At 73.1% G+C, this 25175-nt stretch carries 24 protein-coding genes; 11 read left to right on the top strand and 13 right to left on the bottom strand.

The window, feature by feature from the left end:
- Positions 1 to 81: 81 nt before the first annotated feature.
- The 4 genes from HHX40_RS18700 to HHX40_RS18715 all read left to right on the top strand — a co-directional run bounded on the left by HHX40_RS18700 (position 82) and on the right by HHX40_RS18715 (position 4260).
- Positions 82 to 990, top strand: a complete 909-nt coding sequence (locus tag HHX40_RS18700) for an ABC transporter ATP-binding protein (RefSeq protein ID WP_111700868.1) — start codon at positions 82 to 84, stop codon at positions 988 to 990.
- Entirely contained in the window at positions 971 to 1771 is an 801-nt protein-coding gene (locus tag HHX40_RS18705) for an ABC transporter permease subunit (RefSeq protein ID WP_182881585.1), read from the top strand. Before HHX40_RS18700 ends, HHX40_RS18705 begins: the two co-directional genes overlap by 20 nt.
- Positions 1771 to 2823, top strand: coding sequence for a PucR family transcriptional regulator (locus HHX40_RS18710; protein WP_182881586.1), 1053 nt, complete (start codon positions 1771 to 1773; stop codon positions 2821 to 2823). The genes HHX40_RS18705 and HHX40_RS18710 overlap by 1 nt, the downstream gene beginning before the upstream one ends.
- A gap of 207 nt (positions 2824 to 3030) precedes the next feature.
- Positions 3031 to 4260, top strand: coding sequence for a glycosyltransferase (locus HHX40_RS18715; protein WP_182881587.1), 1230 nt, complete (start codon positions 3031 to 3033; stop codon positions 4258 to 4260).
- 17 nt (positions 4261 to 4277) lie between these two features.
- On the opposite strand, the gene HHX40_RS18720 is transcribed toward HHX40_RS18715, so the two are convergent.
- The 7 genes from HHX40_RS18720 to HHX40_RS18750 form a co-directional block, all read right to left on the bottom strand.
- On the bottom strand, positions 4278 to 5237 hold the full coding sequence (locus HHX40_RS18720; protein WP_182881588.1) for a quinone oxidoreductase family protein: 960 nt from the start codon (positions 5235 to 5237) through the stop codon (positions 4278 to 4280).
- An 83-nt stretch (positions 5238 to 5320) separates the two neighbouring features.
- Positions 5321 to 6355, bottom strand: a complete 1035-nt coding sequence (locus HHX40_RS18725) for a zinc-binding alcohol dehydrogenase family protein (RefSeq protein ID WP_220499251.1) — start codon at positions 6353 to 6355, stop codon at positions 5321 to 5323.
- A 135-nt stretch (positions 6356 to 6490) separates the two neighbouring features.
- A complete protein-coding gene (locus HHX40_RS18730; protein ID WP_182881589.1) occupies positions 6491 to 7159 on the bottom strand; it encodes an HAD family hydrolase in 669 nt (222 codons plus the stop codon).
- Positions 7146 to 8231, bottom strand: a complete 1086-nt coding sequence (locus HHX40_RS18735) for an ABC transporter ATP-binding protein (RefSeq protein ID WP_182881590.1) — start codon at positions 8229 to 8231, stop codon at positions 7146 to 7148. Before HHX40_RS18735 ends, HHX40_RS18730 begins: the two co-directional genes overlap by 14 nt.
- A complete protein-coding gene (locus HHX40_RS18740) occupies positions 8228 to 9103 on the bottom strand; it encodes an ABC transporter permease (protein ID WP_220499252.1) in 876 nt (291 codons plus the stop codon). The genes HHX40_RS18735 and HHX40_RS18740 overlap by 4 nt, the downstream gene beginning before the upstream one ends.
- On the bottom strand, positions 9091 to 9927 hold the full coding sequence (locus HHX40_RS18745) for an ABC transporter permease (RefSeq protein WP_182873743.1): 837 nt from the start codon (positions 9925 to 9927) through the stop codon (positions 9091 to 9093). The genes HHX40_RS18740 and HHX40_RS18745 overlap by 13 nt, the downstream gene beginning before the upstream one ends.
- A gap of 4 nt (positions 9928 to 9931) precedes the next feature.
- Entirely contained in the window at positions 9932 to 11083 is a 1152-nt protein-coding gene (locus tag HHX40_RS18750; protein ID WP_259403700.1) for an ABC transporter substrate-binding protein, read from the bottom strand.
- A gap of 111 nt (positions 11084 to 11194) precedes the next feature.
- Between HHX40_RS18750 and HHX40_RS18755 the strand changes: the two genes are divergently transcribed.
- Positions 11195 to 11938, top strand: coding sequence for a GntR family transcriptional regulator (locus HHX40_RS18755; protein WP_182881591.1), 744 nt, complete (start codon positions 11195 to 11197; stop codon positions 11936 to 11938).
- A gap of 34 nt (positions 11939 to 11972) precedes the next feature.
- Here the strand turns inward: HHX40_RS18755 and HHX40_RS18760 are convergent, their stop codons facing one another.
- Positions 11973 to 13226, bottom strand: coding sequence for an MFS transporter (locus HHX40_RS18760; RefSeq protein ID WP_220499253.1), 1254 nt, complete (start codon positions 13224 to 13226; stop codon positions 11973 to 11975).
- Between the two features lie 86 nt (positions 13227 to 13312).
- Here HHX40_RS18760 and HHX40_RS18765 point away from each other — a divergent pair, with 86 nt between their 5' ends.
- On the top strand, positions 13313 to 13654 hold the full coding sequence (locus tag HHX40_RS18765) for an ArsR/SmtB family transcription factor (RefSeq protein WP_182881593.1): 342 nt from the start codon (positions 13313 to 13315) through the stop codon (positions 13652 to 13654).
- Positions 13655 to 13706: 52 nt separating this feature from the next.
- Here HHX40_RS18765 and HHX40_RS18770 read toward each other — a convergent pair whose 3' ends face one another.
- Together HHX40_RS18770 and HHX40_RS18775 are read right to left on the bottom strand one after the other, a co-directional pair.
- Positions 13707 to 14594, bottom strand: coding sequence for an alpha/beta hydrolase family esterase (locus HHX40_RS18770; RefSeq protein WP_220499254.1), 888 nt, complete (start codon positions 14592 to 14594; stop codon positions 13707 to 13709).
- Positions 14591 to 15472, bottom strand: a complete 882-nt coding sequence (locus HHX40_RS18775; protein ID WP_310738177.1) for an alpha/beta hydrolase — start codon at positions 15470 to 15472, stop codon at positions 14591 to 14593. Before HHX40_RS18775 ends, HHX40_RS18770 begins: the two co-directional genes overlap by 4 nt.
- A 106-nt stretch (positions 15473 to 15578) precedes the next feature.
- On the opposite strand from HHX40_RS18775, the gene HHX40_RS18780 reads away from it, so the two are divergent.
- Together HHX40_RS18780 and HHX40_RS18785 are read left to right on the top strand one after the other, a co-directional pair.
- Positions 15579 to 16154: a TetR/AcrR family transcriptional regulator gene (locus tag HHX40_RS18780; RefSeq protein ID WP_182881595.1), complete on the top strand. Its 576-nt coding sequence runs from the start codon at positions 15579 to 15581 to the stop codon at positions 16152 to 16154.
- A gap of 66 nt (positions 16155 to 16220) precedes the next feature.
- Positions 16221 to 16610 (top strand): GNAT family N-acetyltransferase, encoded by a 390-nt coding sequence (locus HHX40_RS18785; RefSeq protein ID WP_396788069.1) that lies wholly within the window; start codon positions 16221 to 16223, stop codon positions 16608 to 16610.
- A 188-nt stretch (positions 16611 to 16798) separates the two neighbouring features.
- Here HHX40_RS18785 and HHX40_RS18790 read toward each other — a convergent pair whose 3' ends face one another.
- From HHX40_RS18790 to HHX40_RS18800, 3 genes are all read right to left on the bottom strand, one after another.
- A complete protein-coding gene (locus tag HHX40_RS18790; RefSeq protein WP_182881596.1) occupies positions 16799 to 17341 on the bottom strand; it encodes a DUF6461 domain-containing protein in 543 nt (180 codons plus the stop codon).
- An 80-nt stretch (positions 17342 to 17421) separates the two neighbouring features.
- On the bottom strand, positions 17422 to 18042 hold the full coding sequence (locus HHX40_RS18795) for a TetR/AcrR family transcriptional regulator (RefSeq protein WP_182881597.1): 621 nt from the start codon (positions 18040 to 18042) through the stop codon (positions 17422 to 17424).
- A gap of 9 nt (positions 18043 to 18051) precedes the next feature.
- Positions 18052 to 18972 (bottom strand): alpha/beta fold hydrolase, encoded by a 921-nt coding sequence (locus tag HHX40_RS18800; protein WP_182881598.1) that lies wholly within the window; start codon positions 18970 to 18972, stop codon positions 18052 to 18054.
- A gap of 114 nt (positions 18973 to 19086) precedes the next feature.
- Between HHX40_RS18800 and HHX40_RS18805 the strand changes: the two genes are divergently transcribed.
- The 3 genes from HHX40_RS18805 to HHX40_RS18815 all read left to right on the top strand — a co-directional run bounded on the left by HHX40_RS18805 (position 19087) and on the right by HHX40_RS18815 (position 24389).
- Positions 19087 to 20301: a hypothetical protein gene (locus HHX40_RS18805; RefSeq protein ID WP_182881599.1), complete on the top strand. Its 1215-nt coding sequence runs from the start codon at positions 19087 to 19089 to the stop codon at positions 20299 to 20301.
- 189 nt (positions 20302 to 20490) lie between these two features.
- Positions 20491 to 20757: a DUF6504 family protein gene (locus HHX40_RS18810; RefSeq protein WP_138462006.1), complete on the top strand. Its 267-nt coding sequence runs from the start codon at positions 20491 to 20493 to the stop codon at positions 20755 to 20757.
- A gap of 14 nt (positions 20758 to 20771) precedes the next feature.
- Positions 20772 to 24389 carry a DNA polymerase III subunit alpha gene (locus HHX40_RS18815; RefSeq protein ID WP_182881600.1) on the top strand — a complete coding sequence of 1206 codons (3618 nt, stop codon included), beginning with the start codon at positions 20772 to 20774 and terminating at the stop codon, positions 24387 to 24389.
- The last annotated feature ends 786 nt before the right edge of the window (positions 24390 to 25175 follow it).

Here is a 25175-nt window from a genome sequence, read left to right on the forward strand (position 1 = left end):
CGAAGCCGGGAAGGGACGAGATCGCCAGGTGTCCGGAAGAGGGCATACCCCGGCGCCGGGCCGGAGGTCCACCATTGCGGCATGACAGCAGTGGTGGAAACCGAAGGACTGACGAAGTTCTACGGTACGAGACGGGGCCTGGAGGATCTCACCCTCGACATCCGTCCGGGTGAGGTGTTCGGCTACCTGGGCCCGAACGGCGCCGGGAAGACGACGACGATCCGGCTGCTCCTGGACGTGATCCGGCCGACGTCGGGCCGGGCCACGGTCTTCGGCGCGAGCACCAGGGACCCGCGGGTCCGCGCCCGGATCGGTTACCTGCCCGGCGAGCTGGCGCTGGAGGGCGGGGAACGGGCCCGCGACTACCTGCGGTTCCTCGCGGGCGTACGCGGAGGGGTGAGCCGGGGCAGGATCGACGACCTGGCCGAACGGCTGGACGCCGACCTGTCGGTCAGGATGGGCCGGCTCTCCAAGGGCAACAAGCAGAAGGTCGGGCTCATCCAGGCGTTCATGCACGAGCCCGAGCTGCTCATCCTGGACGAGCCGACGAGCGGCCTCGACCCGCTGGTGCAGCAGGAGTTCCTGGCGATGGTCCGGGAGGCGCGGACGGCGGGCCGCACGATCCTCATGTCGTCGCACGTGCTCGCCGAGGTGGAGCACGTCGCCGACCGGGTGGGCATCGTCCGCGCCGGGCGCCTCGTCGCGGTCGAGGACATCGCCGCGCTGCGCGAGCGGGCCGTACGGCACGTGGAGCTCCACTTCGACGCGCCGGTCCCCAGGGAGGACTTCGAGGGGCTCCCCGGCGTACGGGACGTGACCGTGCAGGGCGCGAGCCTGCGGTGCACGATCGACGGCCGGCCCGACGCGCTGGTCAAGGCGGCGGCCCGCCACACGGTCGTCCACCTGGTCAGCGCGGAGCCGGACCTGGAGGAGATCTTCCTGACCTACTACAGCGAGGAGGAGGCCCGGCATGCCCACGCTGGTGCGTAAGACCCTGGGGGAGTACCGCCGCGCCCTCATCGGGTGGACGGTCGGGCTGTGCGCGTTCCTCGGGATGTACATCTCGATCTACGCGAGCATGATGAAGGACCCCGACACGTTCACCAAGCAGGCGATCGCCAAGTATCCCGGCGCGCTCCGGGACCTGATGGGCGGCTTGTCCGACATCGCGACCGGCACCGGCTACCTGCAGGCGATCGCCTACCAGTTGCTGGGCCCGCTGCTGTTCACCATGTGCGCCGTGATCCTCGGCAACCGGGCCCTGGCCGGCCCCGAGGAGGCCAAGACGCTGGAGCTCACGCTGACGCTGCCGATCGACCGCCGGCGGCTGCTCCTGGAGCGCTGGTCGGCCCTGGCGCTCGGCCTGCTCGGCGTGGCGCTGGTGACGCTGGTGGTCGCCGCCGGGGCCTCGTCCGCCGCCGGCATGGGCGTGCCGTTCGGCCGCATACTCGCCGCCCACACGGGACTGTTCCTGCTCGTGCTGTTCTTCGGGACGCTCACCCTGTGCGTCGGAGCGGCGTTCGGCCGCAAGCAGGTCGCGCTCGCCGTGGCCGGGGTCTGGGGCGTCGCCGGGTACATCGTGGAGACCATGGGCCGGAGCGTCGACGCCCTCGCCTGGCTGCGCTGGCTCACGCCCGTCCACTACTACCTCGATGGACGCCCCCTTTACCAGGGCTGGCCGTACGGGGACTACCTTGTCCTGCTGGGCGCGACGGCCGTGCTGCTCATGACGGCGCTGCTCGCCTTCGAACGGCGCGACGTAGGGGTCTGATGGACAGCGTTCTCGCTCGCGTGAGCGAGGCGACCGGGGTGCCCGCCGACCTGCTCGGCGGGTTCCTGTCGGTCCTGGCGGCGTCGGCCGCCACCGGCAGGCTGCCCGGCCGCGCCGACATGGACGACCTGCGCGAGTGCGGCGCCCTCGCCGCCGAGCGCGGCATCCCCCTGCGCGTGCTCGCCGACGCCTGCCTGCACGCCGCCGAGATGACCTCCGGTGGCGCCTTCGGCGCCGTACGACGGGGCATTTCCGCCTACATCGACGGATACGAGGAGGCGCAGCGTGCCGCCGTACGGCGGGAGGAGGATGCGCGCCGCCTGTTCATCGACGACCTGCTGCAGGGCCGGGCCGACGCGGAACGCGCCGAGCACTTCGGCCTGCGTCTGGCCGGCGCGTACGCCGTGAGCGTGGCCAAGCCGGGCACGCCGCTGGAGGCGGGCGACCCGCTGGCCGGGAAGATCGAGCAGGCGCTCGTCGCCAGGTTCGGCTCGCACAACATCCTGGTCGCCGCCCGCGACGGCCTGCTGGTGTGCGCCTTCCCGGCCGGGCTGACCGCGGCGAGCGGGGAGTTCACCCACCACGTGCGGTCCGCGCTCACGACGTGGCGGGTGGGGATCGGCCGCCCGCACCAGGGGCCGGGCGGGATCGTCACCTCCTACCGGGAGGCGGCGGGCGCGATCGACCTCGGCGAGCGGCTCGGCCTGCGGGCCCAGGTGCTGAAGGCGGCCGACCTGCTGGTCTTCCCGGTGCTGCTGCGGGACAGGGACGCGATCGTGGACCTGGTCTCCACCGTGCTCGGCCCGCTGACCTCCGCCCGGGGCGGGCCGGAGCCGCTGCTGGAGACGCTGGAGGCGGTCTTCGCGGCACAGGGCAACCACACCGCCGCGGCGCGCAGGCTCGGCGTCAGCACGCGGGCGATCACCTATCGGCTGGAGCGGATCCGGAGGCTGACCGGCTTCTCGCCCAGCGACCCCACGCAGCGCTTCACCCTGGAGACGGCCGTGCTCGGCGCCCGCCTCCTGGAGTGGCCCGCCCACCCGCTGAGCTGATCGGAGCGGACGGCCGGAGGCCGCCACTTTCAACGTATAGGGCATGGGGGGACTTGCGGCAAGACCCCCGTGACGGCGCAGAATCGGGGGCCGTGAGCCGGGCCGGTCCAGGCCCGACGCCGTCCGTAAGCGTGGACGCGCTCACGTTCGCTGTGCGGCCGCCCGGCCGTCACCCATGCCCTCACAGAGCCGTCACAGGGGAGTGCCATGCGCGTGCTTCTGTCCACCATCGGAACCCGCGGGGACGTCCAGCCCATGGTGGCGCTGGCCCTGGCGTTGCGGGACCTCGGGCAGGAGGCGCGCCTGTGCGTGCCGCCCGACTTCCGCGAGTGGATCGAGGGGCTCGGCTTCCCCGTCGTGCCGATCGGTCCCGAGTTGCGGCAGACCGCGTCGGCTGCCCCTCGTGTTCAGGCCCCGCCCACGCCCGAGCAGCGCCGGCGGATGCTCGACGGCACGGTCGCCGTCCAGTTCGCCACGATCCCGGCGGCGGCCGAGGGCTGCGACGTCGTCGTGGCGGGCGGAGCCCTGTCGATCGCCGCGCACTCGGTGGCGGAGCGGATGGGGCTCGGCTACGTCTACGCGAGCTACTGCCCGGTCACCCTGCCGTCCCCGCACCACGCGCCGGTGCCCGTCTGGGGGCAGGCGCCACCGGACGGAACGGCGGGCAACGCCGCGCTCTGGGACGAGGACGCGCGGCGCTGGAACGACAACGTCGGCGCCGCGCTGAACTCCCACCGGGCCTCGATGGGCCTGGCTCCGGTCGCCGACGCGCGACGGCACATGTTCACCGACCGGCCCTGGCTGGCCGCCGACCCGGCGCTCGGGCCCTGGCCCGATCCCGCCGGACAAGAAGTGGTGCAGACGGGCGCCTGGGTCCTGCCGGACCGGCGCCCGCTGCCTCCGGAACTGGAGAAGTTCCTCGACGACGGCGAACCGCCCGTCTGCGTCGGCTTCGGCAGCATCCGGGCTCCCCAGGGCGTCGCCCAGGCGGCCGTCGACGCGGCCCGCGCGCTCGGACGCCGCGTGATCGTGATGCGCGGCTGGGCCGGCCTGTCCCCGGAGGACGACGGTCCCGACTGCCTCTCGATCGGCGAGGTCAACCAGCGGGCGCTCTTTCCCCGGGTCGCGGCCGTCGTCCACCACGGCGGCGCGGGCACCACGACCACCGCGGCGCTCGCCGGGGCGCCACAGGTCGTCGTGCCGCAGCAGTACGACCAGCACTACTGGGCGCGGCGCGTCGGCGATCTCGGCATCGGGGCGGCGCACCCGCCCGCCGCGCCTACCGCCGGGTCGCTGACGGCGGCTCTCGGCGAGGTCCTCCGGCCCGGCGTGCGGGACCGGGCCGAAGCCGTCGCGGGCGAGGTGCGCGACGACGGTGCCATGGTCGCCGCGCGACGTCTGATCGGCACACCGGCCGGAGAAGCGCCGCCGCGGTAGAGGAGCGCCCCCCGGGGTCAGGGGACCAGCAGCAGCTTGCCGGTCGTACGGCGGCCTTCGAGGTCGTCGTGCGCCCGGCGGGCCTCGGCCAGCGGGTAGCGCTCGGAGACGCGCACCTTCAGTGCGCCGGAGGCGACCCAGCCGAGCACGTCGTCCGCCCGGGACAGCAACTCCTCCCGGGTGGCCGTGTAGTGCCCGAGCGTGGGCCGGGTGAGGAACAGCGAACCGCCCGCGTTGAGCCGCTGGGGGTCGAAGGACGGGACCGGCCCGCTGGCCGCGCCGTACAGCGCCATCATGCCGCGCGGGCGGAGCGACGCGAGTGACCCCTCGAAGGTGGCGGCCCCCACCCCGTCGTATACGACGTGCACGCCCGAGCCGGTGATCTCCCTGACGGCCTCCGGGAAGTCCTCGTAGCCGATGACGTCGTCGGCGCCGGCCTGCCGGGCGAGCTTCTCCTTCTCGGCGCTGGAGACCGTGCCGATCACGCGGGCGCCGCGCAGCTTGGCCATCTGCACCAGCAGCAGGCCCATGCCGCCCGCCGCGGCGTGGACGAGCACGTCGTCACCCGTGCGGACCGCGTACGTGGAGTGGGTCAGGTAGTGCGCGGTGAGCCCCTGGAGCAGCACCGCCGCCGCGAGGTCGGGGGCCAGCCCGTCGGGCAGCCGGACCACCTTGTCCGCCGGGATGATGGCCTTCGTCGCGTACGCGCCGACCACGCTGGCCGAGACGACGCGGTCGCCGGGCACGACGTCGGTGACGTCCGGGCCCACGGCCGTGACCGTCCCGGCCGCCTCGGATCCGGGGACCAGCGGGAGCGGCAGCGGGTAGCGCCCCTCACGGTGGTAGACGTCGATGAAGTTGACCCCGGTCGCCGCCACCTCGATCAGCACCTCACCCGGGCCGGGCACCGGGTCGGGCCGCTCGGCGTACTCCAGCACCGAGGAATCACCGTACGCGGAGACGACGATGGCACGCATGCGCAACTCCTGTCTGAGGCCTCTTCTGATCTTCCTCAACCCGCCGGCCCCCGCCCGTTGTTCCCGGTCCGGTACGGCGGGCCTCAGAAGCCCGTCAAAGTGATCTTGCCGATCGCGGTGCCCGATTCGAGGATCCGGTGGGCCTCGCGCAGGTTGGCGGCGTTCACCGGGCCGAGGTCCCGGTTGGCGGTGGTGGTGAGGACCCCCGCGTCGACGAGCCGCGCGACCCGGTCGAGGATGCGGTGCTGGTTCACCTGGTCCCGGGTCTGGAACAGCGAGTGGGTGAACATCAGCTCCCAGTGGAACGCGATGCTCTTCGGCTTGAGCACGCCGATGTCGAGGGAGTCGTGGTCGTCGATGGCGACGATCCGGCCGAAGGGGGTGAGTGCCTCGGCGTAGGCCGCGAGGTTGCGGTCGGTGCCGGTCGTGCTGAAGACGTGGGTCACGCCGTCCGGCGCGACCTCGGCCAGTTGCTTCGCCAGCGGCCCGCGGTGGTCCACGACGTGGTGGGCGCCCATCCGGCGGGCGAACTCCACCGTCTCGGGCCGGGAGGCCGTGCCGATCACGGTCAGCCCGGTCAGGGCGCGCGCGAGCTGCACGACGACGGAGCCGACGCCGCCCGCGGCCGCGGTCACCAGCAGCGTCCCGGTCTGATCGAGCGCGTCGCCGCGCAGGCCCAGGCGCTCGAACAGGCCCTCCCAGGCCGTGAGGGAGGTCAGCGGCAGTGCGGCGGCCTCGGTGAAGGAGAGCGTGGCGGGCTTGTGCCCCACGATGCGCTCGTCGACGACGTGGAAGAGGGAGTTCGCGCCGGGCCGGTCGATCGCGCCGGCGTAGTAGACCTCGTCGCCGGCCTCGAACAGCTCCACCTCGCCGCCCACGGCGACCACGGTGCCGGCGGCGTCCCAGCCGAGCACCTTGGGCTCGCCGCCCGGATCGCTGTTCCGCCGCACCTTGTAGTCCACCGGGTTCACGGCGACGGCCTCGACCCGGACCAGCAGGTCGCGCGGGCCGGGTTCGGGCACCGGCAGCTCGACGTCCAGGAGGCTTTCGGGGTCGTCGACGGGAAGGCTGCGCCGGTAGGCGACGGCGGGCATGGTCCCGTTCCGGTTCTCGGTCATGTCTGTCCCCTCGCTCATGATGGAGATTCCGCCGGTCGCACGGCCCGGCGGCGTGACCGGCACGGTATCCGCCGGTGCCTGGTTACCCGCAAGGGACACGAGTATCCATCGGGAAACCGTCGAGGTGAGAGCAGCCTATGCCCCTGGAGGAACCCGCCCCGAGACCAGGCGGCGCAGCATCGGCAGGTCGACGCTCTCCAGCGTCGGCACGGCCGGCACGCCGTCCGGCGGCGCCGGACCGACCGCGATGACGGCGCACCCGGCCGACCGGGCCGAGGCGACGCCGGCCGGGCTGTCCTCGATCACCACGCACGCTGCCGGGTCGGCCCCGAGCCGCGCGGCGGCGGCCAGGTACGGATCGGGCGCGGGCTTGTTCCTGGCGCCGTCTCCGGCGGCCACCGACAGCCGGAAGCGATGCCTGCCGACGGTCTCGAGCACCAGGTCCACGACCGGCCGGGGGGACGCGCTGACCAGCCCGGCCGGGATCCCGGCCGCCCGCAGCGCCTCCAGCAGCGCGGCCGCGCCGGGGAGCATGGTCACCCCGCCCTCGATCCGCCGGATGAAGGCGCCGGTCAGCATGGCCTCGACGGCGCTCCGCCCCGGACCGCCGTCCACCCGGCCGAGGACGTGCGCCGCGGCGTCCTCGACCGGCAGGCCGAACAGCGCCTCCCGGTCGGCCTCCCCGAGAGGGGAGCCCAGACCGTCCGCGACCTCCGTACAGGCGTCCCACCACAGGCCCTCGGTGTCCACGAGCGTGCCGTCCATGTCGAACAGCACCGCCGCCAGATGGTCACCGGACGACATCGGGTTCGGGGACCGCCGCCGTGACTCCGATCTCCGTACGGGCCGACACGAGCACGGGCCGCTCGACCAGGCGGACCCGTACGGTGGTGCCGGGCGCCAGGCGCGCGGAGTCGTGGCCGGGGACGTCGGCGAGCACCTCGACGCCGTCGCCCAGCCGGACCCGCAGGCGGGCGGTGGAACCGCGGAAGGAGGAGACCGTCACCACCCCCTCCCCTTCGCCGTCGGGGGTGACCAGCACGGCCTCGGGCCGGACGAGCACGTCGGCCTCGGGCCCGGCGGGCCGGGGGCCCTCCACCGGCAGCGTCTGGCCGAGCACCGTCACCCGGTCGCCCGACAGCAGGCCGGGCAGGTGGTTCATCGCGCCGACGAACTCGGCGACGAACGGGGTCGCCGGCCGGTCGTACAGGACGGCGGGGGCGGCGACCTGCTCCAGGCGGCCGTCGCGCAGCACGGCGACCCGGTCGGCCATCGAGAGCGCCTCCTCCTGGTCGTGCGTCACGAAGATCGTCGTGATGCCGAGAGAGAGCTGGAGGCGGCGGATCTCCTCGCGCAGCGTGACGCGCACCTTGGCGTCGAGCGCCGACAGCGGCTCGTCCAGCAGCAGCACCCGGGGTTCGAGCGCGAGCGCGCGGGCCAGCGCCACCCGCTGCTGCTGGCCGCCGGACAGCTGGTGGGGATACCGGCCGCCCACGTCGGGGAGGCCGACCAGCTCCAGCAGTTCCTGCGCGCGGGCGTGCCGCCGGGCGGCCGGCGCCTTGCGCACCCGCATGCCGAAGCCGACGTTGTCGCGGGCGTTGAGGTTGGGGAACAGCGAGTAGGACTGGAAGACCATCCCGGCGTCGCGGCGGTTGGCCGGCACCCGGGTGATGTCGGCGCCGTCCACCAGCACCTCGCCCTCGTCGGGCCGCTCGAAGCCGGCCAGGCAGCGCAGCGCGGTGGTCTTGCCGCACCCGGACGGGCCGAGCAACGCGATCAGCTCGCCGGGCTCCACCGTCAGGTCGAGCCCGTCCAGCGCCACCGTGCCGCCGAACCTCCGGCGCAGCCCGCGGAACTCCACCCGGGCGCCGTTCATGATCCGCTCCTTTGCCGTGCGCCGGCTGACGACAGGGCGAGCAGCAGCAGCCAGGTGATCAGCAGGCTGAACACGGAGACGGCCACCGACACCTGGGCGTGCGCGCCGGAGATCGTGTAGATCCAGACGGGGAAGGTCTGGAAGGAGAGCAGCCGGGCGATGGTGAACTCCCCGAGCACCAGCGCCAGCGTGAGGAAGGACGCGCCGGCCATCGCCGACCGCATGTTGGGGATGATCACCCGCAGCAGCACGTGGGGCCACGACGCGCCGAGGTTCCTGGCCGCCTCCGACAGCGTGCGCACGTCGATCGCCCCGAGGCCCGCGTCGAGCGAGCGGTAGGCGAACGGCAGCGCCAGCACGACGTAGGCGAGCACCAGCACGACCGGGAAGCCGGGGTCCTGCACCGCGATGATCGTCTGGTAGAAGGGCGTGCTCGCGAGGTAGTCGGGCCCCCATCGCAGCACCGTGCTGATCCCGGCCACGAACGTGATCGGGGGCACGACCAGCGGCAGTGTGCAGACCACCTCCAGCACCGGCCGCCACCGCGGCGCGCCGAGCCGTACGGCCACGACGGCGGGCAGCGTCAGGAGCAGCACGATCACGATCGTCGCCGCCCCCAGCCCGAGCGACAGCAGCAGGCTCCCGGCGAAGCCCTCGGCCGAGAAGATCTCCCCGTACGCGTCGAGCGAGAAGCCCTGGTCCGGCACCTTCACCGTGAAGACGAACGACGCGATCAGCGGGACGAGGAAGTACACGGCGGCGAGGAGGAGGACCACTCCGCGCCAGAGCCGGGGACGGCGCGGACGGCCGCCGCGGCCGGGCGCCGCTCCGAGGGCGGCGGGCGTGGTGACCTGGGGAGTCAGCGGAGCCATCGGGCGCTCCTTCGCCGCAGTGGGAGGTAGACGGCCATCACCAGGCCCGCGACCACGATCATGTCGAGGCTGAGGGCCAGCGCGACGTTCTCGTGCCCGATGAGGACGTTGCCGGTGAGGGCATCGGCGATCTTGAGGGTGACCAGCGGGACGCTGGAGCCCACCATGGCCTGGGCCGTCGCGTAGGCCGCGAACGCGCCGCCGAACAGCAGCACGACCCCGCCGAGCAGCGCCGGGGTCAGCACCGGGACGCCGACGTACCGCCAGAACTGCCAGGTGCTCGCGCCGTTGTTCTGCGCGGCCTCGCGCCACTGCGGGCGCAGCCCGTCGAGGGCGGGCACGACCGTGAGCACCATGAGCGGGATGGAGAAGTAGAGGTAGACCAGGGTGAGGCCCCAGAAGTTGTACAGGCTCCACCCGTGGTCGCCGAGGCCCAGGGTCGTGGTCACGACGCCCGAGTTGCCGAGCGTGGCGATCCAGGCGAAGGCCAGCGGCACGCCGCCGAAGTTGGCCAGCACGCCGGAGGCGGTCAGCACCCCCTCCCGCAGGGCCCGGAACCGGGAGGTCACCACGGCCTGGGCGAGGAACGTGCCGAGCACCCCGCCCAGCACCGCCACGAGCGCCGAGATCTCCACGCTCCCGATCAGCGAGGTGAGGTACGCCCCCTGGAGCGACTCGGTGAGGTTGGCGGCACTGGGCGTGCCCTCCCTGGTGAACGTGCCGCCGAGGAGGACCAGCATCGGCACGCCGAAGACGATGACGACGAAGACCAGCAGCGGCAGGACCGCCCACCCGCTCTTCGACCCCGTACGGCTGTCGCCCACGACGTCAGCCGGAGACCGCCGCGCCCCACCCGCTCGCCAGGACCTCCTTGGCCTTGTTGACCTGGTCCGGCGTGGGGAAGGCGGGGGTGCCCTCGACCTTGGGAAGCTGGGCGACCAGGGCCGCGTCCGCGCTGCCGTCCTGCTGCATGGAGGGCAGCAGCACCGGCCGGGCGTAGCCCTTCAGCCACAGGTTCTGACCCTCGGCGCTGTAGAGGAACTCCTGCCACAGGCGGGCGGCGGCGGGGTGCGGCGCCCACTTGTTGATCGCCTGGGCGTAGAAGTTCGCGTACCGGCCGTCGGAGGGGATGGCGATCTTCCAGTCCACGCCCTTGGACGCGAACTCCTTGGCGTAGCTCGCCTGCAGGTAGTCCCAGTCGATGGTGATCGGGGTTTCGCCCTTCTCGACGGTGGCGGGAGTGGCCTCGACGGGGGTGAAGTTGCCGTTCTGCTTGAGCTTCTTGAAGAAGTCGATGCCGGGCTGGATGTCGTCGAAGGAGCCCTGGTTGGCCAGCGAGGCGGCGTACACGCCGGCGAACGCCGCGCCGGCGTTGGTCGGGTCGCCGTTCAGCGCGACCTTGCCCTTGTACTCGGGCTTGAGCAGGTCGGCGAACGTCTCCGGGCAGGTCTTGACCCGCTTGGCGTCGCAGCCGATGGAGATGTAGCCGCCGTAGTCGTAGGACCAGGCGCCGCCGGGCTCCTTCTGCCCGTCGGGGATCTTGTCCCAGCTCTGCACCTTGTACGGCGCGAACAGGCCCTCCTGCGCGCCGCTCAGCGCGAAGGCGCTGCCGAGGTCGAGCACGTCGGGGGCGCGGCCCTGGCCCTTCAGGGTCTTGACCGCGTTGATCTCGTCCTGGCTGGAGCCGTCCGGGTTGTCGTTGGTGACCTTGATGCCGTACTTCGCCTCGAACGCCTTGATGATCTCGCCGTAGTTCGCCCAGTCGGGCGGCAGCGCGATGGTGTTGAGCTGCCCCTCCTTCTTGGCGGCGTCGACGAGCTTGTCCAGGCCGCCGAGGTCCTGGGCCGAGGTTGCGGAGGCGGCCTTGGAGTCACCGGACCCCGAAGCGCCGCCGGCGGTCGTGGGGGCGGCCCCGCAGGCCGCGATCACCGATGTGGTCATTGCGAGCGCGGCCACGAGACCGGCGGTGCGTGCGGACAAGAGTCCCTCCCATAGGGTTCGTGCAACGAACGTAGGCGAACTTGTACAAACAAGCCAGACCAAGTACGTCGCACATCGATGTCGGTCGCGTGAACGGGAGGGCTCGGCACGATGGCCCGTTATGAACAGATCGCCGGTGACCTGCGGGACGCCATCGTGCGGGGGGATTATCCGATCGGCGGCCGGCTCCCCTCGGAGGCCGACCTGGCCCTGCGCCACTCCGCCTCGCGGGGGACCGTACGCCAGGCGGTCGCCCTGCTTGCCGCCGAAGGGCTGGTCGGATCCCGGCAGGGCGCCCGGCGCATCGTGCTGGGCAGCGAGCGCAGCCAGAGCTTCACCGAACTGCACAGCTTCGCCCAGTGGGCGCGGTCCATGGGTTACCGCGCCAGCGGGAGCGTGCTGTCCTCCCGCCGCCGCCCGTGCGCGCCCGACGAGGCCGTACGGCTGTCGGTGGAGCCGGGGGAGGAGGTGCTCGACGTGCGGCGGCTGCGCCACCTCGACGGCGAGCCCGTGCTGGTCGAGCACACCGTCTACGCGGGCTGGATCGCCCCCGCCGTCGAGAGGCTCGACCCGGAGTGCGAGTCGGTGACCCAGGAGCTGTACGACTCGGTCGGCCTGGTCTTCGCGTACGGCGAGCACCTGATCGACGCGGTGGCGGCCGGGGCCGGGGAAGCCCGGCTGCTCGGCGTCCGCCGCGGCAGCCCCCTGTTGCGCCAGCGCCGGACCACCACCAGCCAGGAGGGCCGGCCCGTCGAATGCTCCGACGACCGCTACCGCGCCGGCAGCGTCACTTTCAGCATCCGCAACTCCACCGCCGCCAACCCCCTCGGCCGCCGCGCCGGCGAGCCCGGCTGACGGCCGTCACGAAGCGGCTGTCACGAAGCGGCCGTCACGAGGCGGCCGCGAGGCGCCGGTTCCGCGTCTCGTAGGCGAGGGCGCCGGCGACCACGAGGGCGACCACGACGCCGTAGACCAGCGACGTTCCCCGCAGGCCCTGAGTGGTGATGGCCAGCCCGGCGACCAGAGCCGGGATGCTGAAGGCCAGGTAGCTGACCACGTAGATCGCCGAGATCAGCGCGGCCCGCTCATGCGGCGCCGCGAGCTGGCTGACCATCCGGAAGGCGCCCAGGTAGGCCGGCCCCCATCCGACGCCGGCGACGACCGCGGCCGCGACGAAGACGCTCAGCGAGGACGACGCCACGGCGACCACCAGCAGGGTCGTGCCGAGGAGGAGCAGCAGCGTGCCCTCCCGCTGCATGCGCTCCGGGGTGTGCCGCCTGAGCAGCACGGACGCCAGCGCCGAGGATGCGGCGAGCGCACCGAGCGTGACGCCGATCGCCGCGTGGTTGCGCTCGGCGAAGACCGTGGCGAGCAGCGAGCCCCCGACGGAGAAGATCAGCCCGCCGAGCATCCAGGTGGAGATCAGGACGGGGGCCGCGCGCAGGAACGCGCGCCTGGCCGGCGCGGGGACGGACACCTTCGGGAGCAGCGCGGCCACGGCGCCGGGCGTCCGCGTGACCGTCTCCGGAAGCACCGCCGTCGCGGCGACGAGGACGGCGAACGCCGCGGTCAGGACCACGAAGATCAGCCGGGTCGGGTGCGGGGCGTACTGGATCAGGACGCCGCTCCCGATCGTGCCGAGGCCGAGACCTCCGGTGGCCGCCGCGCCGTTGACGAGCGAGCCCAGCCGCGAGCCGTCGTCCGGCTGCAGGTCGAGCAGGTACGCGCCGACCACGCCGACGGCCGCGCCGGTCGCCAGGCCCTGGACGACACGGGCGGCGAAGAGGGCGGCGACGCCGTGCGCGCCGAGGAAGACGGCCATCGCGGCCGCCTCGACGACCAGCGCCGCGGCGAGGACCGGGCGGCGGCCGAGGAAGTCGGAGAGCCGTCCCACGGTGAGCAGGCTGACCAGCAGCGCCAGCACGTAGACGGAGAAGATCGCCGTCAGTGTGAGGGCGTTGAAGCCGAACTCGGCCTGGTACACGGGGTAGAGGGGGCTCGGCGCGCTCGACGCGGCCAGCAGGATGGCGGTGGTGCCCGCCACCAGCCAGAAGGCCGCGGCGCGCGGCAGCACCGGAAAGCGGCGGCGTTCCGGCGCCGGGCTGTCGAGGGAGGACCGTGATCCGTGCAGCAGACTTGTCATCGTGGGCTCCAACCTGCCTACTGTTCGATTTCTATCGAACCGTTGGAACCACACCGTCACGCCGATAGTTCCAAGAAGGTCGAACTGTGAGCAACGCCACAACGCGCCGGCTCCCGCATCCCGAGCTGAAGGACGTCGAGCTTCCCGCCGTCCTGTTCGCGCTCAGCGACCCGGCCCGGCTCGACCTCGTACGGCAGCTCGCGGCGCAGGGGCCGCTGACGGTGGCGCAGTGCCAGGCGACGGAGCCCGGCGTGCCCAAGTCGACCTTCTCCCACCACCTGAAGACGCTGCGCGAGGCCGGGCTGATCCGCAACGATCCGGCCGGCCGGCAGCGGATCGTCACGCTACGCAAGGCGGAGGTCGACGCGCGCTTCCCGGCGCTGCTGGACGCCGTCCTGTCGTCGGCCCCCGCACACCGCCCCGCGTAGGTCAGGTGGTCCCTCCGCCCGGCGCCGCGAGGTGCGGAACGCGAGGGTGGAACTAACGCGACAGCTCGAAGAACTCCGCGACCAGGTCGGCGGTGTTCACGTCCTGGCTGGTCCTGCCGAGAACGGCCGGCGCTCTGCGGGGGCCGGGGATGGTGTGCCCGCCGCCGTGCACCGTGAGCAGCGTCACCGGCGGCCGGCCCTGCTGCCGGTAGTCGGTGCGCTCGGCGGACGTCCCGTCGGCCGAGCCCGCCCGCTTCGGCAGCGTCCTGCTGACCGGCCCGCCGGTGATGCCGTTGCGGGCCGCGAAGTAGGCCGCGGTCTCCGGTATCGACAGGCTCCGCCCGCCGATCTTGAACAGCTTCCGCGCCCACCAGCTCAGCTCGCCGCCCGCGTAGCCGATGATCGGGTCCTTCGTGCCGTGGACCAGCAGCACCGGCATCGGCACGGAAGGCGCGCCGGCCACCAGGAAGTTCTCCGGCGCCGGCATCGTCGCCGCGAGCACCGCCGCCCCCGCGATCAGCTCCGGCGTCTCGTGGGCCAGGCGCATCACCATCTGCCCGCCGTTGGAGTAACCGATCGCGAACACCCGTCCCGGGTCGATCCGGTGACTCGCCACCAGCTTCTCTATCACCGCGCGGGTGAAGCCGACGTCGTCGATGTTCTCCCTGCGGGCCGGGAACCGGCTCTCCCGGCGCCCGTCGTTCCAGTTCCCCTTGTGACCGTCCAGGTACACGACCACCGCCGCGCCGCCGTCCGCCAGCGCGTCGAACGCCTTCCCGGTGAACCTCCGGTGCTTCGCCCCGGTCTGCCGTGACCCGTGGAAGACGAGAACCAGAGCACGCGAAGGACTGCCGTCCACCGGTCCCACCACCGTGTACGTACGCGGCCTGCCGCCCACCTCGACGCTGTCCCGCATCACCGTCTGTCCCTTCCCGTTCATCCGAAGAAGCCGATGAGGGTGCGGGCGGTCCACTCCGGGGCCTCCTCGGGCAGGAAGTGTCCCGCGCCGGGCGCGACCACCCCGGTCACGTCGGCGGCGACCTTCCGCATGACCTGCTCGACCGCCTCGCCCGAGGCCCGCTCGCCGCCCGCGGCCAGCACCGGGATGGTCAGCGGCCCGGCCGCCGCCCACGCGGCGATCTGCGCCGCTCCCTCTCCCGCCCGGTAGAACTCGAAGCTCGCGTGCAGCGCCGCCGGATCGCGCAGCGCCTCGACGTACACCTCCACCGCGTGCGGCGGGATCGCGTCAGGCGTGGCGGCCTTCGAGGCGAACTGGTGTCCGAAGTAGATCTCCTCCCGCCCGGCCACCATCCGCTCGTTGACGTCCCGGAGCCGGTTGAAGGCGAAGTGCCAGAGGTACTCGTTCAGCGCCGGTTCCATCAGCAGTGGCGGCATCGGGGAGAGCCCCGGCAGGATCGCCTCCGCGACGGCGAGCCGGGTGACCCGGTCGCGATGGCTGGCGGCGAGCGCGTACCCGACGATCATGCCGAGGTCGTGGCCGGCCACGGCGAAGCGCTCATGGCCGAGGCCGGTCATCAAGGCGGCCATGTCCCCGGCGAGCGTGGCCGTGTCGTAGCCGGTGGCGGGCTTGTCGCTGGCCCCGACCCCGCGTACGTCGGCGGCGACGACCGTGAAGTGCTCGGCGAGGGCGGGCATCACCAGGCGCCAGCCGTACCAGAACTGCGGCCACGCGGGGAGCAGCAGCAGCGCCGGGCCGTTCCCGCCGGTCACGGCGTGCAGGGCGAGCCCGTCCACGTCGACGGTACGGCTGGTGAAGGTGCCGGTGAAGCCGTCCGGCAGGTGTGGAACGTCGGTCACGGTGAAAGGCACAGAGATCTCCCAGGGGGAATGGTCGCAAAAGCGGATGACTCATCCGTTTCACTGTAACATAATCCGGATGAGTCATCCGGTTATGCTTGGGGGCATGTCCACCGCCCCGCTCCGCAAGGACGCCGCCCGCAACTGGCAACGCATCGTCGAGGTGGGCCGCCGGCTCGTGGACGAGGGAACGCCGATCCAGCTCAACGACGTGGCGCGGGCCGCCTCGGTCGGGGTGGCCACGGTCTACCGGCACTTCCCCACACCGGAGGCGCTGCTCGAAACCGTCGCCACCCCCGGGCTCGAAGCCCTGGCCGCGCACGCTGAGCGGGCGCTCTCCGGCGGCGACCCCTGGGCGGCGCTGCGCGACTTCCTGTTCGCGGCCGCCGACGCCCAGATCACCGACGCGTCGATCTCCCCGGTGTTCGCCGCGCCGGTGAACGTCCTCCCGCATGTCGGCGACCTGAAGGAACGGCTCGCCGTACTGTTCGGGAGGCTTCTCGAAAGGGCACACGCGGCCGGGGTGATCGACCCGGGCGTGACCCAGGCCGACATGCTGCCGCTGATGTGCGGGGTGGCCTTCGCGGCGACCGTCCACCCGGCCACCGACACCGAGGACCGCGGGGCGACGGCCCGCCGCTACCTCACCTTCCTCCTCGAAGGCCTCCGCACCCGCGCATGATCCGCCCTGTCCAGATCATCCGAGGAGGAGCAGGGGGCCGACGCGCCCGGTGTCTTCCACGGGGATCTGGCAGAGGAACGGGTTTACGACGAGGCGCGGTGGCGCACGTGGACCGAGGACGGTGTCAAGGTGGCCGCGTTCGACGCCGGCGTGCCGGTCGGTGTCGCCGCGGGACGTACCCCGGCAGAACGGACCGGGGCCGTGGAACTCTTCGGCATGTGGGTGCGTCCCGAGGCCAGAGGCGGCCGGATCGCCGAGCGCCTCGCACTGGAAGTGGTCGCCTGGGCCCGGGAGGCAGGGCGCTCCCGGGTGGAGCTGTGGGTCGTCTGCGGCAACGATTCCGCCGAACGGGTGTACCGGCGGCTCGGATTCGAGCGCACGGGCGCGTACGAAGTCCATCCGCACGACCCGGGCCTGCGCAAGTACGTCATGACTAGAGGAACCGGCGAACGGTAAAGCCTGATCCGACCCGTGGCACGCATGGGACGGTGGCGACGTCGGCAATGCTGCCTTTGGCGTGTCGTGAGGCGATCATCATGAGCAAGCAGACCGCGATCGGAACGAAGGTCCAGCCGCGCTTCCAGTGCCGCTTGGCGCCCTCCTATTCCGAGCGGGCCGCACGCCGGAGGCGACGCGATGAATTATCAGAAGAATCCGTACAAGTGATCCGTCGAGCCGGTGAGGCTGGGTCGGGCGTACTGAGTCCTGGAAAGGTCGACTCCGGTGGCTCGTGAAGCCAGGGCGAGGGCGCTTGGGACGAGGTCGCCGCTTGCATCGAAGAGATCGAGTGCGCGCACGTCGTCAAGGAACCGGTCGGGGTCGTCGCCCTCGCGGAAGCGGTAACTGAAAAGACTGAAGGTGGTGATCAGCCTGTTGTTCACCTCGAATGTGAACTCCGCATCCTTGATGTCCACCTGCACGGTGGCCGCCTTCGTGCGCGCTGACAAAGGGTCGTGCTGCCTGCCGTTTCCGGTTGCCCATCCGGTTTCGGCGAGGACGGTGCCTCCCGTGGCCTCGTACGCCGCGATGGTGAACTCGCCGGACGTGTCAGGGGTCACGCCGAACCGTCGCAGGGCCTCATCGGGGGAGAGGCTGGCGACGAAGTTGATACACAAGGTGGTGGTGCCGACTCCGTCGGTCCATCGGTCACGCAGCCAGGCGTAGTCGGCTGCGGTCGCACCGCCCATCTTCCCTCCCTTGATCCGACCGGTCGCCGCACTCTAATGGATCTTGCGCGGTGCGGGTGAGGAGCTGAGGTCCGGGCGGTTCAGGCCGTCCGCGGGGCGGCCGCCGGGCCGAAGAGATGGTCGAGGTGGTAGTCGATGATCGCGGCGGCGGCCTCGTGGCTGCGCTGCCGGCTGAGGACGCTGGAGGTCAGGCCGTTGGCGAGCGCCAGAAGGGCGGCGACCTCGGTGCGCGGGTCGCGGTCGGAGGTGATCTCCCCGGCCTGCTGCGCGGTGGTGAGCCGGGTGGTGAGGAAGTCTTCCAGCGCGTTGGGGAGCGTGAGCCCGGCCGCGGCGAGCGCGGGGTCGGTGAGGGCGGCGGTGTAGTAGGCGGTCCAGGCCAGGGCGTCCAGCCGGCTCTGCTCGTCGGAGGGAAGGATCGCGCCGAGGACGGCGGCGAAGAGACCTCGAGTGGACAGCTCGCCCGTGGCGACGGCGGCCCGCTGCCGGACTCGGCGGTCCATGCGGGCGCCCAGTTCGGTGAGGCCGGAGTCGAGCAGGGCCTGCTTGTTCGTGAAGTAGTACTGGACGACGCGTAGCGAGACCCCGGCCTCGGCGGCGATCTCACGCATCGACACGGCCCGCAGGCCGCGGGTGCCGGCGATGCGTAGCAGCGCCTCGGTCAACCGGCGCCGCCGCTCGTCATGGTCCACCTGTTTCGGCATGCCGGTTTCCTAGTCGCGGTCCGTGCTGTGCTTCGGTGGTGAGCTCTCGGCCCGGGCTCGGCCGGGGAAGGTGAGGATCCGCTCGACGACCAGGTCCGGAGCCTCGACGGGCAGCGCGTGTCCGGCACCGGGCACGATCTCCACGCGCCAGGACGGCGCGATGCCGGTCAGCCGCGCGGCCACCGCCTCCGCGTCGAGCAGCGCGCTGCGGGCGCCCAGCAGCACCTGCACGGGTACGGACACCTCGCGTATCTGCTCGTCGGTGTAGGCGGGCGGGACGGGCATACGCCGGCGGAAGGACCAGCCGGCCCGCATCAGCTCCACCAGCCCATCCTCGCGCAGCACCCCGTTGTCGACCACGCCGGCCATGCGGTGTCGCAACGTACGAGGAAGCGCGGAGGCGACGGCTCCGGCAAGGGCCCACCGGATGAACCGCCTGGGCAACGGCGCGAAGCCGCCCGGGTCCACCAGCGTCAGCGCGGCCACCCGGCCGCCCCCGCCACGCTGCTGTTCCATCGCGGTCCAGCCGCCGTACGAGGACCCCACCACATGCGCGCGCTCGGCACCGGTCGCGGCCAGGACGTCGGTGAGCCAGCCGCCTACCTCGGCGCCGGTCGTGAGCGGCCGCGTCTGGACCGAGCGGCCTGGCTCGCCGAGCGGATCGACGGCGAGGACCGGGCGCGTGCGCGCCAGCGGCTCCATGTAGCGGTACCAGGCCAGCGCGTTTCCCCCGGCACCGGCCAGGAGGACCACGGGATCTGCCGTGGTGGGCCCGGCCCGGAGGATCCGCACACGGCCGGCGCGGGTCTCGACGTCGGCGGCGTCCACCGGCGCCGGCCACAACTCGCCGAGCACTCGGTCATAGGCGGCGTGGTACCTGTCACGCGCGGAGTCGCCGGTGAAAGCCGACGGCCGGTCAGGTGTACGCATGGCGTGCCCCGTCCCCTCTGAATGGATACAGTCGTATCCTAACGCCGCGGGACTCGGCAGAACCGGATGCCGGATGGGGGCGTCCTATGGGGTGTGCGGACGCGGATGAGGTGCGTGACGGCGGCGCTGGCCGCGATGGTGCTGACGGCGTGCGGGTCGACCCTGCCGCGCGATCTCGAGACCTGGAACGAGGCCGACGCCCGGGGCGACACGCCCGCCGAGCGCCCGTCGCCCCCCTGCCTGACCGGTTCGCCGACGCCTCGGTCCGGCCCGGGCGAAGACGGCGGGCGGGCCGGAGAGTGGCGGGGCGCGTACTACGACTACCGCGACCGCCTCATGGGCCTGGCCGTCACCCGGGAGAAGACCGTGTGGGCGGCCGGCACCCGGGTGCCCCACGCCTGTGGGCCCGAGACGAGTGCACCGCTGCTGCTGCGCGGAGACGGCGGACGGTGGCGGGAGGTCGCGGCTCCGCCGGTGACCGAGCCGCGTGCCGTGGCCGCCGCCTCCGACCGCGACGTGTGGCTGTTCGGGGAGATGACCGCCGCGCGCTGGGACGGGCGGAGGTGGACCACGGCGCCCGGCCCGGGTGGGAAACCGGATCGGGTGCACGCGGCGGCTCCCGGCGACGTGTGGGCCGTCGTGAACGCCAACTTCCTGGACGGAGCCGGGGGAGCCGAGGGGCCCTGGGGCTCCCGAGCCGATCTGCGGCGCTGGGACGGCAGGGCCTGGCGCACGGCACGGCCGCCGCTGGTCGCGAAAGACGTGGACGGCCTGCCCGGCGGTGAGGTCTGGGTGGCCGGTTCGAGCCGCGGCCGGGCGGCCGTCGCCCGGTGGAACGGCTGGTCCTGGAGCACGGTCCCGCTCCCCGCGGTTCCCGCGCTGCACCGGAACCAGCTCTCCGAGCTCGTGGACCTCGCGGTGGACGAGTCGGGCCGGGTGGCGGCCGTCGGCTGGGTCGCGTGGGTCTGCGGCACCGAGGAGGAGGACGTGACCTTCTGCGGCCGCACACTTCTTCTCCGGCGGGAGAACGGACGGTGGGGCTACAGCCTGGTCCCCGAGCCCGAGCTCGACCCCCACCTGCGGCTGGAGGCCGACGGCCGGGGCGGGTTCTGGCTGTTCTACGCGAAGAACGAGTGGAACACGGCGGTCGGTCACCTGTCGGGCGGCGAGTGGACGCACGGGACGTTTCCGGCGGGTCCGCTCGGGCACACCGGGGTGGGGTCCGTCGTCAGGGAGCCGGGGACGGCGCGCGTCTGGGCGGTGGCGGCGGACGGCACCGAGCGTGAGGAGCCGCCGTACCGGGGGAGCGGGATCTGGGTGGCCGGATGACCGGCCGGTGACCGCTGCTCGGGCGTGAGACGCGGGTGTGGCGAACACCTCCCGAAACGGACAGCCGAAGGCGCCGCGCCGACTTGCGCTCGGCCCTCTGTGAACGTATGTTCGAAGTAGCGGCGATTCTGCCCGAATCATCCGCCCGTCTTCCCCCGGGTGGCCACGAAGCCACAGGGAGAAGGAGTCTTGAGCAGACTTTACGGCGATCCGATCGAGGTGTGGGTGCGGGACGGGCAGCCTGTGCAGTTCGTCTGGCGTGACCGGCTCTACACCGTCCGCGAAATCCAGGATCACTGGGTGGTCGCCCGTGAATGGTGGAAGACCTCGGACGCCGATCCCGGGGAGCGGCGCTTCTGGCGGGTGGGGGCGGCAGCCGGCAGGGAGGTGGGGACCTATGAGCTGCGCTTCGACACCGCGAGCGACGGCTGGCTCCTCCTGAGGGCCTGGGACTGATGGGCCTGGGATCGATGGGAACGCTCCAGGAGCGGCCCTTCGCTCACCTGCACGTGGCGTCGGCCTTCTCCCTGAGGTACGGCACCGCGTTCCCGGACGCCCTCGTCCGGCGGGCCGCCGAGCAGGGCACGGACACGCTGGCGCTGACCGACCGAGACGGCCTCTACGGCGCGATCAAGCACGTCAGGGCGTGTCACGAGCGGGGCGTCCGCCCGATCGCCGGAGTGGACCTCGCTCTCGGCGCGGGCCCGCCGGCGGCGGGCGGCTCCGCCCCGCTCGCCGCCGAAGGCCCGCTCGCCGCCGAAGGCCCGTTCGCGGCCGAAGGGTCGTTCCCGGGCGGAGGGTCGTTCCCAAGTGAAGGGCTGTTCCCGGCGCCGGGCCGGCGGGCCGTACGGAGGACACCGGGCGAGCCGGCGCGGGTCGTCGTGCTCGCGCGCACCGACGGCTGGGCCTCGCTGTGCCGTCTCGTCACCGCCGCGCACGGGGCGGGGGAGCGCGGCGAGCCGTACGTCACGCCGGGGATGATCGCCGAGCACGCGACCGGCCCGGACGGCGGGCCGCGCCTGACCGTGCTGCTCGGGCCCCGCTCCGGCTTCGGCCGCGCGGTGGCCGAACGGCGCGACGACCAGGCCCGCGCCCTGCTGACCGCCTGGCGCGCGGTGCTCCCCGATCTGGTCGTCGAGGTCTCCGACCTGTACGGCTACCGCGACGCGAACGTCGCCGCCCGCATGATCGGGCTGGCCGACTCGATGGGCGTGCCGGTCGTGCTGACCAACGCGGTCCGCTACCTGGACGCCGCCGATCACCAGGTCGGCAACGTGCTCGACGCGGCGCGCAAGCTCGTGCCCCTCGACGGGCGGCACATCGACGACCCCACGGCCCACGCGTACCTGAAGGACGGCGCGGAGATGGCGCGGGTGGCCGCGCGGATCTGCGGCGGCGACCCCGGCCGGGCCGGGCGGCTGCTGGCCGAGACGCGACGGGTGGCCGAGCGGTGCGTGCTCGACCCCGTCGAGATCGTGCCCATGCTCGAACCCGAACGGCCCCGGCTGCACCTGCCGGAGGTCGGCGAGGACCCGGTCCCCCTGCTGCGCCGCCGGTGCGAGGAGGGGCTGGCCCGGCGGGGCCTGGACCGCTCGGCGGAGGCCCGCGACCGCCTGGCGGCCGAGCTGGGGATCATCGAGCGGAAGCGGCTGTCGGGATACTTCACCGCGGTCGTCGGCATCACCGACATGATCCGGGCGATGGGCGTGCGGTGCGCGATCCGCGGTTCGGGGGCCGGCAGCCTGGTCAACTACCTGATCGGCGTCGGCGAGGTGAACCCGCTCGAACACGGCCTGCTGATGGAGCGCTTCCTCTCCGAGGGCCGTCCGGGCCTGCCCGACATCGACCTCGACGTGGAGTCCGCCCGCCGCCTCGACTGCTACCGGGCGATCCTCGGCCGGTACGGCGAGGACCGGGTGGCCTGCGTGTCGATGATGGAGACCTACCGCGCCCGCAGCGCGATCAGGGACGTCGGGGCGGCCATGGGCCTGCCGCCGCACGAGATCGACGTTATCGCCAAGGCGTTCCCGCAGGTGCGGGCCAGGCAGATCAGGGCCGCGCTGTCCGACCTGCCCGAGTTGCGGGACAGCGGGCTGAACGACCGGTCGCTCCAGGCCGTGTTCCGGCTGGCCGAGCGGCTCGACGGGCTGCCCCGGCACATCGCACTGCACCCCTGCGGCGTGCTGATCGGCAACTCCACGCTGCGCGACCGCACCCCGGTCGAGCGCAGCCTGCTGGAGTTCCCCATGTCGCAGTTCGACAAGGACGACGTCGAGGACGCGGGCCTGCTCAAGCTCGACGTGCTCGGCGTGCGCATGCAGTCGGCGCTCGCCTACGCCCTCCAGGAGGTCGAGCGGGTGGAGGGCCGGCGGATCGACCTGGAGGCCGTTCCCCGCGACGACCGCGACACCTACGACATGATCCGCCTCAGCCGTACGATCGGGTGCTTCCAGATCGAGTCGCCGGGGCAGCGCGAGCTGGTCGCCAAGCTGGAGCCGCGCACCATGCACGACCTGATCGTGGACATCTCGCTGTTCCGCCCGGGACCGGTCAACTCCGACATGGTCACGCCGTACCTGGAGACCCGGCACGGTTTCCGGGAGGCGCGTTATCCGCACGAGTCGCTGCGCGAGGCGCTCCGGGAGACCAACGGGGTGGTCGTCTTCCACGAGCAGGTCATGAAGGTCATCGACGTCATGACCGGGGCGGGGCTGGCCGAGGCGGACCGGGCCCGCCGCGCCCTCGGGACGCCGGAGGGCCGCGAGGCCGTGCGGGCGTGGTTCGTGCCGCTCGCCCGGGAGAGGGGGTACGCCCCCGACGTCGTCGAGCGGGCGTGGAGGGTGCTCGACGCGTTCGGCGGGTTCGGGTTCTGCAAGGCGCACGCGGCGGCGTTCGCGCTGCCCACCTACCAGTCGGCCTGGCTCAAGCGGCACCACACCGCCGCGTTCCTCGCGGGCGTGCTCACCCACGACCCCGGCATGTACCCGAGCCGGGTGATCCTCGACGAGGCCCGCCAGTGCGGTGTGGACGTCCTGCCCCTCGACGTCAACCACTCCGGGAAGACCTGGCTGGTCGAGCGTACGGGTCCGGCGGAGGACGGGCCCGGGGGGTTCGGCCGCGGGTACGGCCTGCGGGTGCCGTTCTCGGCCGTACGGGGGGTGAGCGAGGCCGAGGTGGACCGCATGGTCGCCGGCCGGCCGTACACCTCGCTCGCGGACTTCTGGGAGCGGGCCCGGCCCTCACGGCCGGTCGCCGAGCGGATCGTGGAGGTCGGCGGGTTCGACGCGCTGCACGGCCTGCGGCCGGGGGAGCCGCGCTGGCGTCCCGGACGGCTGACCAGGCGCGACCTGATCGCCCAGGTCGGCGCGCTCGACCGCGGCGCCGCCGGCGCGGCGGGGCAGCTGCCGATGGGGTTCACCGAGCGGGTCGCGCCCGGCGAGCTGCCGGAGATGACCGAGGCCGAGGCCGTCGAGGCCGAGCTGGCGATCCTCGGCATGGACGTCAGCCACCACGTCATGGACTTCTACCACGACCTGCTCGACGCGCTCGGCGTGACGAGGTCCGCCGACCTGCTGCGGCAGCGCAACGGCGCGGAGATCCTGGTCGCGGGGGTCAAGGTCGCCACCCAGACGCCCGCGGTGCGCTCGGGGCAGCGGGTCATCTTCACCACCCTGGACGACTCCACCGGCCCGATCGACCTGACCTTCTTCGAGTCGGTGCAGGCGCACACGGCCGCGACGGTGTTCGGTTCGTGGCTGCTGGCCGCCCGGGGAGTGGTGCGGCGCACCGGGATCAGGGCCGTCTCGCTGCGCGCCGTGCACTGCTGGAACCTCGCCGACCTCGACCACGTGTGGCGCACCCGGGGGCTCGACGCCGTACGCGCCGTACTCGGCGAGGTGCCCGTGCCGGGCGCCGGAGTGGGCGGGCGGCCCATCGAGTACGGCAACGGCTTCCGGGTGTCGCCCTACTCCGACAACGGGGCCCCGCCCGCCGCGCGGGAGGGACGGCTCCCCGGCCATCCGGGAGAGCCCCAGCGGCGGCTCTGGCACGCCAGCTCCGGCAGTTCGGGGCCCCCGCCCGGCCGCTGACGGGCCGTGCCGTCACCTGCTGCGGCGCGCCGCGCGCCGGCGCCCTCCATCGCGCCCTCCATGGCACTGTCCATGGCGCCGTCCGCCGCGATGCGCACCGGGCCGCTCGGCGTGCCGGTCGCTCCGCCGGGCGCTTCGAAGAGCGCTCCGGTCTGCTGCTTGAGGCGGGCCGGCGGGCGGGCGGCGCCCCGCCTGTCGCGCCCGCGGTCGGCCACGCCCGCGTGCCGGTCGGTGACCTCGCGGACGGCGGCGCCGCAGAGGATCGCCGCGACGGTCACCGCGGCGACCTGCGGCAGGCCGAGGCCGGTCAGCCCGTCCCGCGCCGGGCCGGCGAACACCAGGCCGAGCGCGGCCAGCCAGCTCAGCCACCAGCAGGCGAGCGTCGCCCGCCACCGGACGCGGCCGGGCCCGTCGCCCGGAGCGCCGGGCGCCCCGGTCTCCGGAGTCGCGCCGTAGGCGGGATCGCGGTCGTCCCCGTCGGCGCGCCGCGCGCGTCCCGGACCCCTGCGCCCGGGCGCCGGCGTCTCACGCCACGCCAGGTCGGCCAGGATCGGCGGCATCACCAGGTTGATCCCGGGCACGAGGCAGGCCACCGCGAGCACCGCGGGCGGGGTGGCCGGCCGTACGAGACGCAGCCAGGCCAGATAGGCGAACGCGGCCGCCACGGTGGCGGTCAGCAGCACCAGGACGAGCACGGCGAACGCCGTCGCCGCGCCGCTGACGGCCCGTGCGGCGGGGGAGGCGGGGTCGCCGCCGAAGGCCGCGATCTGGGCGGCCAGCCGCCTG

This window comes from Microbispora sp. H10949 (assembly GCF_014161435.1).
GTDB classification, from domain to species: Bacteria; Actinomycetota; Actinomycetes; order Streptosporangiales; family Streptosporangiaceae; genus Microbispora; species Microbispora triticiradicis.

What these genes read in the sequence shown, in the direction of transcription:
- HHX40_RS18720 (WP_182881588.1), bottom strand. Translation starts at nt 5,237, where the DNA reads ATGCGTGCCATCGTCGTCTCCGCGTACGGTGATTCCTCGGTGCTGGAG.
- HHX40_RS18740 (WP_220499252.1), bottom strand. Translation starts at nt 9,103, where the DNA reads ATGGCTCCGCTGACTCCCCAGGTCACCACGCCCGCCGCCCTCGGAGCG.
- HHX40_RS18780 (WP_182881595.1), top strand. Translation starts at nt 15,579, where the DNA reads ATGTCCACCGCCCCGCTCCGCAAGGACGCCGCCCGCAACTGGCAACGC.
- HHX40_RS18710 (WP_182881586.1), top strand. Translation starts at nt 1,771, where the DNA reads ATGGACAGCGTTCTCGCTCGCGTGAGCGAGGCGACCGGGGTGCCCGCC.
- HHX40_RS18760 (WP_220499253.1), bottom strand. Translation starts at nt 13,226, where the DNA reads ATGACAAGTCTGCTGCACGGATCACGGTCCTCCCTCGACAGCCCGGCG.
- HHX40_RS18790 (WP_182881596.1), bottom strand. Translation starts at nt 17,341, where the DNA reads ATGGGCGGTGCGACCGCAGCCGACTACGCCTGGCTGCGTGACCGATGG.
- HHX40_RS18700 (WP_111700868.1), top strand. Translation starts at nt 82, where the DNA reads ATGACAGCAGTGGTGGAAACCGAAGGACTGACGAAGTTCTACGGTACG.
- HHX40_RS18730 (WP_182881589.1), bottom strand. Translation starts at nt 7,159, where the DNA reads ATGTCGTCCGGTGACCATCTGGCGGCGGTGCTGTTCGACATGGACGGC.
- HHX40_RS18800 (WP_182881598.1), bottom strand. Translation starts at nt 18,972, where the DNA reads ATGCGTACACCTGACCGGCCGTCGGCTTTCACCGGCGACTCCGCGCGT.
- HHX40_RS18815 (WP_182881600.1), top strand. Translation starts at nt 20,772, where the DNA reads ATGGGAACGCTCCAGGAGCGGCCCTTCGCTCACCTGCACGTGGCGTCG.
- HHX40_RS18725 (WP_220499251.1), bottom strand. Translation starts at nt 6,355, where the DNA reads ATGACCGAGAACCGGAACGGGACCATGCCCGCCGTCGCCTACCGGCGC.
- HHX40_RS18715 (WP_182881587.1), top strand. Translation starts at nt 3,031, where the DNA reads ATGCGCGTGCTTCTGTCCACCATCGGAACCCGCGGGGACGTCCAGCCC.
- HHX40_RS18770 (WP_220499254.1), bottom strand. Translation starts at nt 14,594, where the DNA reads ATGAACGGGAAGGGACAGACGGTGATGCGGGACAGCGTCGAGGTGGGC.
- HHX40_RS18755 (WP_182881591.1), top strand. Translation starts at nt 11,195, where the DNA reads ATGGCCCGTTATGAACAGATCGCCGGTGACCTGCGGGACGCCATCGTG.
- HHX40_RS18795 (WP_182881597.1), bottom strand. Translation starts at nt 18,042, where the DNA reads ATGCCGAAACAGGTGGACCATGACGAGCGGCGGCGCCGGTTGACCGAG.
- HHX40_RS18735 (WP_182881590.1), bottom strand. Translation starts at nt 8,231, where the DNA reads ATGAACGGCGCCCGGGTGGAGTTCCGCGGGCTGCGCCGGAGGTTCGGC.
- HHX40_RS18705 (WP_182881585.1), top strand. Translation starts at nt 971, where the DNA reads ATGCCCACGCTGGTGCGTAAGACCCTGGGGGAGTACCGCCGCGCCCTC.